Below are 12,745 nucleotides of genomic sequence, written 5' to 3'. Positions count from 1 at the left end.
AGTTACCAAATTTTTTCAACCAATTTTTAACTGTTTGGTCGCCTTGAATACCATATTTAGTTTTAGCTTGAGCTAAACTTAACTGCCCTTGTTCTATTTCTTGAACAACCTGGAGCTTGAAACTTAAGGTATAATCTTTCTGAGTACGCTTTACATAAGGATTTGTCATAACGATTGTTTTTTGTGTATCGTTATTTCAGGACGTGACAGTTATAAGATGAAAGAAGAGCTCCTAGAATTAGGGCTCTTTTTTTTTATATAATTACCAGAGCCTTTTTTTGGAGTTTTAAGGCATGCTGTAATGTTTCGTTTCTTGATAATTTAACAGTGTTGCTTATTATGTTATTGTATATGTTTATGACTTTTTTGGGGATATATTCTTATCGAATCTATTTTTTGTTTAAGATTTGTGCTGCTTTTATTGGTATATAGTGGATATTTTTAGTGTAAAAATAAAATATTTTTGTTAAAATCACCTGTTTTCTCTTTTTTAATTATTCATTGTAAATAATCAAATGTATCAATATAAGGTTATTTTTTTAGCAAGAATAGTAGTTTTTATTTATAGTATTTGTGTATTTGTTAAATTTATGGGTTTTTGGTAATTGTTTGCGTTTAATGTTCTATGTCTTATATTCTTAAAATAAATTAAATAATTATATCTCATTATTTGAATATAATTATAAGTTTTTAACATAATTAACTGTTTTATATGGGTATATTTTGTAATATATATACATATATTTATTTTATTTTTCGTTTGTGGTTATCGTAATTTTAAGATTTAATTAAATTTATGTGAAAATTTTGTTAGATTTGTTTCACTAACTAATCATTAATTACATGAAATCAAAGTACAATTGGATTTTGAGTTTGTTACTTGTTGTTTTTACGCAAGTAGCTTTTGCTCAAGAGAAAACTCTTACGGGGGTTGTTTTGGAAGAGGGTATGCCACTTCCAGGGGTGTCGGTTGTAATTGAGGGGACTCAATACGGTACATCAACCGATTTGGATGGAAAGTATTCCATCCGTGTGCAAGAAGGACAGATTGTTGTCTATTCGTTTGTAGGAATGCAAACGGTAAAACATAGAGTAGGATCAGCTTCTACTTATAATGTTGAAATGTATTCAGAAAGCAGTGTGCTGGATGATGTTGTGGTTTTAGCTTATGGCCAAGCTAAATCTCAGAATGACATTACAGGAAATGTCGTGCAAGTGAAGGGGGCTGATATAGCAAGTACACCAGTGGCTTCTGTGGATCAGGCTTTGACTGGGCGCGTGGCTGGTTTAAGTATGTCTTCAGCTACAGGATCACCGGGTGCAATGCAAGAAATTCGTATACGTGGACGTAACTCTTTGTCAGCAACTAATGAACCTTTGTATGTTATCGATGGTATTCCTATTACAAACGATAACGTTTCTGGTAGTGATGCTGCTACTTCGTTGTCTCCTTTGTCTACAATTAATTCTGAGAATATAGTATCAATGACTGTATTAAAGGATGCCGCTGCTACTTCAGCTTATGGAGCTAGGGGATCAAACGGAGTTATTTTAATTACAACTAAAAGAGGGAAACAAGGAGATACACAGTATAGTTTCAGAAGTACTATAGGTTTCCAAGATCTTGCTCGTAAAGGGCCAAAATATTTAAGCGGAGCACAAAAAGAGGAGCTTTGGTTAGAGGCTATTTATAATAGTAACAGTGCTAATGGAACTCTTTTTTCTAAGGACCAAACTTTAGATTGGTATACAACAGCAGGAAATTATAGAGGAGCTTATGATGCTTATCCATTAGAATCTTGGATTGAAACAGGGCGTCAAAATAACGACTGGAATAAAGCAGTTCGTCAAGAGAACGCTCCTATGTCTAGTTTAAACTTATCTGCAACTGGTGGTGATGAGAAAGGAACCTTTTTTGCTTCACTTGGACATGAGAGATTTAAAGGGACAACTGTAGGTGCAGATTTTAGACGTGTGACAGGTAGCTTTAACTTTAATAGACATTTGTCAAAAAAATTAGAAATCCGTATTGGAGCTAGCGTATCTAATGTTCTGCAAAATGCGATGTTAGAAGGAGGAGCTTACTATAGTAACCCTAACCTAACGGCAATGTTCTTATCTCCTTGGTATAATATCTATAATCCAGATGGATCTTATAATATCGGTGATTTGGGGGGAGAAGTTAATACTTTATATGTGATGAAGCACAATACGTACCGTAACGACTTAACACGTGTTTTATCAAACAATGCATTAGTATATAGTATCTTAGATAACTTAAAATTCACATCTACGATAGGTCTAGATTATATGTTATCAAATTATCAAACATATTATAATCCAACCCATGGTGATGGTGTAGGTTACCAAGGTTATGCTGCGCAATCTGATCGTAAATCATTTAACTATGTTTGGCAAAATAGTTTGGATTACAGATTCTATTTAGGTGAGGCTCATCGTTTTGATGTAAAAGCCTTGATGGAATATCAAAAAAATAAAGTAAATGAATTAAATGGTAGTGGACAAGTATTGCCTCCTGGAATGACTAGCTTGGGTACTGCAGCAGATAACTATAGCGCATTTGCTAACTTTACAGATTGGGCGCAAATTGGACTTTTAGGAATGGTTAACTATAGTTATGATAATCGTTTTCTACTAGATTTAACGTTACGTCGCGAAGGTTCATCTAGATTCTCTGATGATCACAGATGGGGTACATTCTGGGCTGTAGGTGGTGCATGGAACATTTCACAAGAGAAATTTATGGAAGATGCGACCGCAGTTAGCTTACTAAGGCTAAGAGCCTCTTACGGAAGTACAGGTAACTCTTCTATTAATACTAACGTTTACCAACAGCTTTTAGGAGCGAGTAAATATGGAGGTCAATCTGCCTTGATTGCTACTCAAATTGGTGGTCCATTAGGATGGGAGAAACAAACTAAATTAGATTTTGGAATTGAGTATGGTTTCTTTGATAATCGTTTAACAGGTGGATTCGCTTACTTCGATAATAAGGCGACAGATTTGTTATACTCACAACCACTTTCAATGACTTCAGGATTTAGTTCTGTATGGACAAATATTGGAGATTTAAAGAACTCTGGTTTTGAAGCAGAATTAAATTATGATATTATCCGTTCAGCTGATTTAAATTGGTCAGTTGGTGGAAACATAGGTACAGTTCGTAACCGTATGGTGAAAATGCCAATTGTTGATGGAAAACCATTGGAGACGATAGGTTCTTACAATGCTACTTTAGAAGGGAAAATTATTTCAGAGTGGTATTTAAGAGAATATGCTGGAGTTAATCCAGATAATGGAAATCCAATGTGGTATTTAGCGGACGGGACTACGACTGAAAATTATAATTTAGCTGAAAGACGTTTTCAAGGAGAAAGTGCATTACCAAAATACTCAGGAGGTTTTAATACTCACATTGATTTTAAAGGATTTTATTTAGATGCACTATTTACATTTGCCGGAGGATATAGTTTATACGATCCATGGGCGAGTTATACAAATAGTGTGAATAACACTTCTTTATACTTTGGTAATGGTACTACAGAATTATTAGACCGTTGGCAAAAACCTGGAGATATAACTGATGTACCACGTATTACAGAAGGAGGAAATATAGCATACACTTCTTTGAGTACAAGATTTTTGTATAAGGGTGACCACCTTAGATTAAGAATGTTAACTTTAGGTTATTCTTTCAGACCAAATGTTACGAAAGCTTTAGGTGTGTCTGGACTTAATTTATCAGTTTCAGGTATGAATTTATTTACTTGGGTTAGAGATAGTCGCTTAAAAGGAGATCCATCTGTGACATCAAGTGGTTATATAGAAATGGGATCGCCAACAACTAAGTCTGTTGTATTTTCATTAAACATTAATTTTTAAGAAGGATGAAAAAAGTAATTAGAATTTTATTCTTATCGGGTTTTTTAGCAGTTGGTGCTGTTACAGCAACTTCATGTTCATTGGACCCAACACTAACTAATAGTGTAGATAATCAGATAGACCCTATTACTGATGCGGCAACTATGAAAGCGGCTGTAAATGGGATTTTTGCACGAATGAAGGCAGCTACTTATTATGGGAGAGATATAATAATTTTTTCTGAAGTGAGAAATGCCTATGCATATAGTAATAACCGATCTGGACGTTTTGGTAACGTTTCAGGCGGGACTTTAACTGAAACTGCAGCTTATGCTTCAGATACGTGGGCTCAAATATATAGAACTATTTCGGAGGCCAATAGAGTTCTAGAGGCTGAATTGGAAGAAACTGCTGCAGTTAAAGCGTATAGAGGTCAAGCTTACGTATTGAGAGCTTTAGCACATTATGATTTATTGAGACTTTATGGGCAGCAATATTTTGAAGGAAAGGGCTTAACAGCTATGGGAATTCCATATGTTACTAAGTTCGCTAATAAAGACACAAATGTTACTCGTCAAAGTGTTAAAGAAAACATGGACGCTATTTTTTCGGATTTAGACAATGGAGTTGCTCTATTAAAAGAAAGCAATGCTAATATTTCAAAAACGAGTTTAAGTTTAGCGTCTTCCTTGGCATTGAAATCTAGAATTGCGCTTTTCTTTAGTCATTTTGATAGCTCTAAATTTACTATAGTTTCAGAAGCTGCTAAAGAATCTATTGATTTGGCAACAGCAAGTGGAGTAGAAGTTGCTAGTCGTAGTTCCTTTTTAGATACGTATAAAGGAGAAGGAGTAGCTGCAAACTCATTGTTTGAACTTGCTCAATCGGGAACTGATAACCTTATGACTAATAGTTTGTTTTATATTTATAATATAACACCACAAGGAGTAGGTTATGGTCCAGTTAGATGGAATACAACTACCGAGTTTTCTGAATTTTTCAAACAAGTTCAAAATGGTATGGAGGTTCGTGATATTCGTCAAGATATTTTGGGAACTATGGGAGATGGTGCATTAGGTAATGTTGGAAAATATACTGCCATGACATCAAACATAAAAATGATCCGTATTGAGGAGGTTATGTTCAACTATATTGAGGCAAATGTGGAAGCTGGTATTGGATCAAGTGCAACTGCTTTAGAGTACTTAAATGAAGTAGTTAGTAATCGTATCGAGGTAAGGGCTGAAGGAAGTAGTGATTCTTTCCAACCTTTCCAGTTTACTGCAGGAGATTTAGCAACGGTTTATCGCGACCAACGTACCAAAGAGTTAATGTTTGAAGGTTTTGGTTTCGAAGATATTGCGAGATGGCAAATAGATTATATTAACCCAACTTCTATTAGTAATCCTTATATTCCAGCAAAAGATGGTATTATTAAATGGGATTCGTATTTTACAGCTTTCCCTATTCCATTGGGAGAAATTAACGTTTCCAAAATACCTCAAAATGAGGGATACTAAGAAACTGTAGTTTCATTTAAATTAATATTAGACTATCTCATCAAATTTTGATGAGATAGTTTTTTTTTAAGTATTATTTAAAACTATAGAATTGTTTAGTTTATTTTTTAGTTCCCAAGGGAATTTTGTTTCTTTTAAGTTCGCGCAATTAGTTTAGTAGGGATAAAATTATCGGTATATTACGTTTTATAAGGGTTTGCAAATTTGTTTGTCACTATAGGTTACTTTAAGAACAACAAAATAGCTTACTTATTATATGCCTTATATAGTTGAGTTGTTTATGGATAAATTTAACTTATAATAGGAGTAGTGGATGTAGACATATTTGTATATGTAATGAGTGAACGTGTTGAGCGTTAATTACTTATTTTGTGTAATAAAGTTTTATTTTGCAGCAGATTAATAGCGACACTTTTATGATTTGGGATTTGGTTGAAAAAAAGAATATAGTTGTTTATATAGTGTGTAAGAATGTTTGGATTTGAGTTTGAGAGTACCTAATCGCATAAATATTTTTTACATCAAGGAAATTTTACAAAGGAATAACTCTGTTAAGTGAGAATTTTTCAGGGTAGGTCTTTAAAAGTATTGATTTGAATAATTATTTAGATGACTCTTCTTTGTATCGTAAAATTTCGAATTCTGTCTTTAAATCAACTATTTGAGTTGTTCATGCAATTTGAGTAAAGTACTGTAAAATAGCTAAATAATTTTAAAGTTTTATAAGTGGTAGTTTGATTTACTAAATTCACTTTAATTGAGGATGTTTTGATAATCTTCTTAATAAATTTTAGAATCGCTACTATTTTAATAGGCTAGGATTAGGGTTATTCAGGTAGATCTAGAATAGGTAATACGTGGTAAGGGGATTTGCAGGGGTATTACTCACCTGTCAAAAGTCAATTCATTAGATTGGTGTTATTCCGTTGTAGTAATTTTAGAAAAAGATTCTAAATTCATAATGTGATTTGATGTAGGTGTTGATAAGCTTAGTTACTGTGTTCTTTATTTGATGTTTGTCTATATATGTATCCTTTAGAGTCGCGTTAATCTGTGGGTCGGATAAAATGAAATTGCAATAATTTTCAGATATAACCTTTTGGGGACTCAAATTTGTTTGTTTTCTAATTGGGCTCAAAAGAAGATTTAAAGTCTTTATTATTATATCTAATGCAAGAAGTATTAAACACAGTGTAAATGTTCTTATTTAGCTATTTTTTACTAGTTTATAGTTTTTTCGGTGTTTTAGGTAGTTAAAAAGTTCGAATTTATACAATTATTTAAATGTTAAAAATTAAGTACCAAATAGAATATAGTTTATTTGGTACTAGGTAGCTTAGCTTAAGTAAGAATTTTATTTACATAAACTATCTTTTGCCAATACTTATTACTTTTAATACTTGTTGTGAAGAGATATCGTTCTTGTGGATATTGTGTGTAGTGGCACAGGCAAGAGGTTTGAATTTAAAGGTGTTTTCTAATTTCTAGTAGCATATTTGGTAACCATTAAACTCAGGGCTCCGTCGCCTGCTATATTACATGCAGTGCCAAAGCTATCTTGTAGGGCGAATATTGTTAGTGTAAGTGCTATACCAGCATCATCAAAGCCAAGCACAGATGTAATAATACCTAAAGAAGCCATAACGGTCCCTCCCGGTACTCCTGGTGCTCCAATAGCAAAAATCCCTAAAAGGAATATAAATATAATCATAGTACTTAAAGTAGGTAAGGTGCCATATAGAACTAAAGATACAGTCATCACAAAAAAGACTTCTGTTAAAACTGAACCACAAAGGTGTATGTTAGAAAAAAATGGTATGGTAAAATTTGTTATCTCTGGCTTTAGTATCTTGCTTTTATGGGCAGATTGTAAAGCTACTCCTAAAGTTGCCGCCGATGACATTGTTCCTATAGCTGTAAGGTAAGCAGAAGGATAATGACGGATGACTTCCCAAGGATTTTTTTTTGCGTAGAGCCCTGCGGAAATATACAGGAATGCTAGCCAGCAAAAATGAGCTACAATAACTATCAGAATTACTGTTAAAAAAACTGGTAACTGCGACTGTATAGCGCCCTCATAACTTAATAATGCAAAATTTGCTAATATGTATAATGGCAATATAGGTATAAGTACCCTATTAACTAAGAGAAGTACTATATCTTTAAATTGGTCGAAAATGCGTTCAAGTTCTCTAGATTGAATCCATAAAATACCTATTCCTATCATTAGTGCTAAGGTAAGTGCTGTCATTACACTAAATATTGGGGGAATGTCTAGTTGAAATAACATAGTCGGTAAAATCTTTGCGTTCTCTACTGCATTGTGAATTTCTAAATTAGGTAATATGTTATAGCCAAGAAAGGCACTAAAGAAACCTGCTCCAATACTGGAAAGATATGCAATAGCAATGGCGAATGTTATAATCTTGGCAGAACCTTGGTCTAATTTTGTTATTGATGAAATTACGAAACCTAATATAATTAAAGGAACTAGAAAAAGAATGATTTGACCAAGGATATGGCGTAGTGAAAGGGTTACTTGCAAAGCTGATTCATTAAGTAATGGGCCTATTATCAATCCTATTAGTACACCTAATAATAGTCGAACTATTGTATTGTTTAATATCTTTAGCATAATAATTGTTTAGTTTGTTTAAAGATATGTAAAAATGTTTTTCGATAAATCGAAAGTTGGCAGTATTATTTGGGAATTGGTGAAAAATACCGTATTTATGGTATAAATTGATTACTTTAATGGAGATTGTCATTTTTTTTAAAAAAAATGTTGCGTCCGAAAAAAAATGTTGTACTTTTGCCGCACTAATGAGAGGAGGTGTATGAAAACATGTTAATCATTCCAATTAAAGACGGAGAAAATATCGATAGAGCACTTAAGCGCTATAAAAGAAAATTTGACAGAACTGGTACTTTACGTCAGTTAAGATCACGTCAATATTTCTCGAAACCTTCTGTTGTTAAAAGAGATAAGATGCAAAAAGCTGAGTATATTCAGCATTTGAAAGATGCTATTGAATTCTAGTATTTTTTGAGAAATAAATTAACCGTTGTAATAAAGTGTTAACTTTGTTGCAACGGTTTTTTTTATGGAACAAAATATCGAAAAGTTTTTAGACTATTTATTAAAGGAGAAGAAGTATTCTGTATTGACAATTCAGGCTTATAAGGTTGATATTATTAGCTTTTTTAAGTTTGTAAAGCAGTTAGATGTAGAAATAGTAACTGTTAATTATGATTTAATACGATTGTGGATTGTTGAATTATCAAGTAGGGAATATAGTAATAGATCAATTAATCGTAAGCTGAGTTCTTTGAAGAGTTTTTTTAAGTTTCAGCAACATATTGGACAAATTCACATTAATCCTATGCAATTGCATCGATCCTTAAAGGTTGGGAAAAGACTACAGATTCCTTTTTCTCGTAAAGAAATAGAGAGTGTGCGAAATCAACTTTTAAGTCGAAATGATTTTGCGGGCCTAAGAGATCTGTTGGTTGTTGATTTGTTTTATTTGTTGGGTATTCGTAGATCTGAGTTAATAGGGCTTAAGTTATCGGATATTGATTTAATTGGTAAGCGAATTCGAATATTAGGCAAGGGGAGTAAGGTTCGTTATGTTCCCATGATAGATGAGTTGATAAGTCTTTGTGAAGAATATTTAGTAGCTAGATCGCTTGTTGTAGATAAAGCAGAGATTCATTTTGTGGTTCTGGATGATGGAAATAAAGTTAATGAAATGTTTGTTTATCGGTTAATAAATAGTTATTTTAGTAATGTGACAACAAAGGAGAAAAAGAGTCCTCATATGCTAAGACACTCCTTTGCTAGTCATTTAATAGAGGAGGGTGCGGATATTAATTCTGTTAAGGAGTTAATGGGGCATGAGAGTTTGTCTACAACCAGTATTTATACTCAGGTTAATTTACAGGAGTTAAAAAGGGTATATGAGAAAGCTCATCCGAGAAAATTAAAAAAGTAATTAACTATTAAAAAACCATTATTTATGAAAGTAAACATTCAAGCAACGAATTTTAATGTTGACCGTAAGTTGGTTGATTTTATTAATGAGCGTTTATCAAAAGTGGCTAAATTCTATGATAAAGTTATTGCCATCGAAGTTTTTTTAAAGCTCGAAAATAATAATGAGAAAGAAAATAAGACCGCAGAAATTAAGATGTTGGTTCCTTTAGACGAGCTGGTAGTTAAGAAGACTAGTAAAACTTTTGAAGAAAGTACGGATCTAGGAGCTGATGCGATTGAGCGTTTGTTGATGAAGTATAAAGAAAAAATGAAAGCATATTAATTGAAAAAAATAGTGAAATTGTTTTTTTTAATCAATAAAATATATACATTTGCAGTCCGTTAGAAATAGCGGACTTTTTCTATTGAGAGATAAAAGCCGGTGTAGCTCAGTTGGCTAGAGCAGCTGATTTGTAATCAGCAGGTCGTGGGTTCGAGTCCCTCCATCGGCTCAAAATAGAAAACAAAAGAAAATATTGGGGAGATACTCAAGCGGCCAACGAGGACGGACTGTAAATCCGTTGGGTAACCTTCGCAGGTTCGAATCCTGCTCTCCCCACTACTAAATATAAGGAGAATAAAATAAGCCGGTGTAGCTCAGGGGTAGAGTGCTTCCTTGGTAAGGAAGAGGTCACGGGTTCAAATCCCGTCATTGGCTCAGGTTTTTTTATTATATTTGAACACTAATTATATAACTAAGATTAAATTATTAAATCATGGCAAAGGAAACTTTCGATCGTTCAAAGCCGCACTTAAACATCGGTACTATTGGACACGTGGATCACGGAAAAACAACTACTACTGCAGCAATTTCTAAAGTATTGTCAGATGCTGGATATTCAGAAGCTAGATCTTTCGATCAAATTGATAACGCTCCAGAAGAAAAAGAACGTGGAATTACAATTAATACTTCTCACGTAGAATATGCTACAGCTAACCGTCACTATGCACACGTTGACTGTCCAGGTCACGCGGATTACGTGAAAAACATGGTTACTGGTGCTGCACAAATGGATGGTGCTATTCTTGTTGTTGCTGCAACAGATGGTCCAATGCCACAAACTCGTGAGCACATCCTTTTAGGACGCCAAGTAGGTATTCCTAGAATTGTTGTATTCATGAATAAAGTTGACTTAGTTGACGACGCAGAGTTATTAGAGTTAGTTGAAATGGAAATCAGAGATTTATTATCTTTCTACCAATATGATGGAGATAATGGACCAGTTATCCAAGGATCTGCTTTAGGAGCTTTAAACGGAGAACAACAATGGGTTGATAAATTGTTAGAATTAATGGAAGCTGTTGATACTTGGATTGAAGAGCCAGTACGTGATACAGAAAAACCATTCTTAATGCCAGTAGAAGATGTATTTACAATTACAGGACGTGGTACTGTTGCAACAGGACGTATCGAGACTGGTATTGCTAATACAGGTGATGCTGTAGAAATCATTGGTATGGGAGCTGACAAATTAACTTCTACTATTACAGGAGTTGAGATGTTCCGTAAAATCTTAGACCGTGGTGAAGCTGGAGATAACGTAGGTTTATTATTAAGAGGTATTGATAAGAGCGATATCCGTCGTGGTATGGTTATTGTTAAGCCAGGATCTGTTAAACCACACGCTAAATTCAAAGCTGAGGTTTATATCCTTAAAAAAGAAGAAGGTGGACGTCACACTCCATTCCATAATAACTACCGTCCTCAATTCTACGTTCGTACAACTGACGTAACTGGAACTATCCAATTACCAGAAGGTGTAGAAATGGTAATGCCTGGTGATAACTTAACTATTACAGTTGAATTATTAAACCCAATCGCTTTATCAGTAGGATTACGTTTTGCTATCCGTGAAGGTGGTAGAACAGTAGGAGCTGGTCAGGTTACTGAAATTTTAGACTAATTTTATTAGTATGAATAATTAAAGTCAGCGCTTGCGCTGACTTTATATACGGGTGTAGTTCAAGGGTAGAATAGCGGTCTCCAAAACCGTTGATGGGGGTTCGAATCCCTCCACCCGTGCAAATAAGATATAAACATGGCAAAGATTTTTAAATATATATCGGAGTCTTTTACAGAACTAAAAACTAATATGACTTGGTCACCATGGTCAGAGGTTCAACGTAAAACAATTATAGTGGCAATTTTTGCCGTTATTTTTTCGTTGGCAACTTGGGGTGTGGACTCAGCGTTCGGTGAGTTTTTAGGAGTATTCTATAAATGGGCTAAAGCATAAGGAGGAATTATTATGGCTGATACAAGCGTGAAAAAATGGTATGTAGTACGTGCAGTAAGTGGACAAGAGAATAAGGTGAAAACTTATATTGAGTCTGAAATATCTAGATTAGGTTTAGATGATTACTTATCGCAGGTATTAGTACCAACGGAAAAATTTGTTACTCACGATAAGAATGGGAAAAAGAAAACTACTGAGCGTGTTTACTTTCCAGGATATGTGATGATAGAAGCAAACTTGACAGGAGAAGTTCCTCACGCTATTAAGTCAATTACAGGCGTAATAGGATTTTTAGGCGAAACTAGAGGAGGAGATCCTGTTCCTTTACGAGAGGCTGAAGTAAATCGTATGCTTGGACGTGTGGATGAACTATCTGTGAAAGTAGATACAGGAATCATTCCATACGAAGTGGGAGAGAACGTAAAGGTTATAGACGGTCCTTTCAACGGTTTTGATGGAGTTGTGGAAAATATTAACGAAGAAAAGCGTAAGCTTGAAGTTATGGTTAAGATTTTCGGAAGAAAAACTCCGTTAGAATTAAATTTTACTCAAGTAGAAAAATTATAATGTTACATACATACACATCTTGCTTCCAATTGAGGTGTGCTAAATTTTTTAAGAAATGGCAAAAGAAATTAGTAAAGTAGTTAAACTACAAGTTAAGGGAGGTGCTGCGAATCCTTCGCCACCGGTTGGACCTGCTTTGGGGGCTGCTGGAGTTAATATCATGGAGTTCTGTAAGCAGTTTAATGCTAGAACACAAGATAAACCCGGCAAAGTTTTACCAGTACAAATTACTGTGTATAAAGACAAGTCTTTTGACTTTATTGTTAAGACGCCACCTGCTGCTGTTCAATTATTAGAGGCTGCGAAAGCGAAATCTGGATCAGGAGAGCCTAATAGAAAAAAGATTGCTAGTGTTACTTGGGAACAAGTTCGTGCAATTGCAGAAGATAAAATGCCAGATTTGAACGCATTTACGGTTGAAGCAGCTATGACTATGATAGCTGGTACTGCAAGATCTATGGGTATATCAGTAACAGGAACAGCTCCTTTTTAATTGTAAAAGA

General features: G+C 34.2%; 11 protein-coding genes and 4 tRNA genes. 13 read left to right on the top strand and 2 right to left on the bottom strand.

Annotated elements, in window-relative coordinates:
• Positions 1-169 (bottom strand): transposase (locus ACYSNV_RS12035; RefSeq protein WP_461761064.1); only part of this gene is annotated, 169 nt, incomplete at its 3' end.
• A gap of 674 nt (positions 170-843) precedes the next feature.
• On the opposite strand from ACYSNV_RS12035, the gene ACYSNV_RS12030 reads away from it, so the two are divergent.
• Positions 844-3,903: a SusC/RagA family TonB-linked outer membrane protein gene (locus ACYSNV_RS12030; protein WP_461762789.1), complete on the top strand. Its 3,060-nt coding sequence runs from the start codon at positions 844-846 to the stop codon at positions 3,901-3,903.
• A gap of 5 nt (positions 3,904-3,908) precedes the next feature.
• Complete coding sequence (locus ACYSNV_RS12025) at positions 3,909-5,402, top strand: RagB/SusD family nutrient uptake outer membrane protein (protein WP_461762788.1); 1,494 nt, start codon at positions 3,909-3,911, stop codon at positions 5,400-5,402.
• Positions 5,403-6,879: 1,477 nt separating this feature from the next.
• Here the strand turns inward: ACYSNV_RS12025 and ACYSNV_RS12020 are convergent.
• Positions 6,880-8,037: a cation:dicarboxylate symporter family transporter gene (locus tag ACYSNV_RS12020; protein WP_461762787.1), complete on the bottom strand. Its 1,158-nt coding sequence runs from the start codon at positions 8,035-8,037 to the stop codon at positions 6,880-6,882.
• 210 nt (positions 8,038-8,247) lie between these two features.
• Between ACYSNV_RS12020 and rpsU the strand changes: the two genes are divergently transcribed.
• The 11 genes from rpsU (at position 8,248) to rplK (ending at position 12,735) form a co-directional block, all read left to right on the top strand.
• The gene (rpsU, locus tag ACYSNV_RS12015; protein ID WP_461762786.1) at positions 8,248-8,442 is read left to right on the top strand and encodes a 30S ribosomal protein S21; all 195 of its coding nucleotides are present in this window, start codon (positions 8,248-8,250) and stop codon (positions 8,440-8,442) included.
• A 64-nt stretch (positions 8,443-8,506) separates the two neighbouring features.
• Positions 8,507-9,397, top strand: coding sequence for a tyrosine-type recombinase/integrase (locus ACYSNV_RS12010; protein ID WP_461762785.1), 891 nt, complete (start codon positions 8,507-8,509; stop codon positions 9,395-9,397).
• A 24-nt stretch (positions 9,398-9,421) separates the two neighbouring features.
• Complete coding sequence (hpf, locus tag ACYSNV_RS12005) at positions 9,422-9,721, top strand: ribosome hibernation-promoting factor, HPF/YfiA family (protein WP_461762784.1); 300 nt, start codon at positions 9,422-9,424, stop codon at positions 9,719-9,721.
• Between the two features lie 95 nt (positions 9,722-9,816).
• Positions 9,817-9,890: transfer RNA gene (locus tag ACYSNV_RS12000), tRNA-Thr, on the top strand.
• Between the two features lie 26 nt (positions 9,891-9,916).
• Positions 9,917-9,997 (top strand) — tRNA-Tyr (locus ACYSNV_RS11995).
• Positions 9,998-10,024: 27 nt separating this feature from the next.
• Positions 10,025-10,096, top strand: a tRNA-Thr gene (locus tag ACYSNV_RS11990).
• 58 nt (positions 10,097-10,154) lie between these two features.
• On the top strand, positions 10,155-11,342 hold the full coding sequence (tuf, locus tag ACYSNV_RS11985) for an elongation factor Tu (RefSeq protein ID WP_461762783.1): 1,188 nt from the start codon (positions 10,155-10,157) through the stop codon (positions 11,340-11,342).
• Positions 11,343-11,390: 48 nt separating this feature from the next.
• Positions 11,391-11,461 (top strand) — tRNA-Trp (locus ACYSNV_RS11980).
• Between the two features lie 16 nt (positions 11,462-11,477).
• A complete protein-coding gene (gene secE / locus ACYSNV_RS11975; RefSeq protein ID WP_461762782.1) occupies positions 11,478-11,675 on the top strand; it encodes a preprotein translocase subunit SecE in 198 nt (65 codons plus the stop codon).
• A gap of 12 nt (positions 11,676-11,687) precedes the next feature.
• Positions 11,688-12,242 (top strand): transcription termination/antitermination protein NusG, encoded by a 555-nt coding sequence (gene nusG, locus ACYSNV_RS11970; protein WP_461762781.1) that lies wholly within the window; start codon positions 11,688-11,690, stop codon positions 12,240-12,242.
• Between the two features lie 55 nt (positions 12,243-12,297).
• Positions 12,298-12,735, top strand: a complete 438-nt coding sequence (gene rplK / locus ACYSNV_RS11965; protein ID WP_461762780.1) for a 50S ribosomal protein L11 — start codon at positions 12,298-12,300, stop codon at positions 12,733-12,735.
• The last annotated feature ends 10 nt before the right edge of the window (positions 12,736-12,745 follow it).

The sequence above is a fragment of the Myroides sp. LJL119 genome, from assembly GCF_054871605.1.
This window is presented reverse-complemented; position numbering and strand designations above follow the sequence as displayed.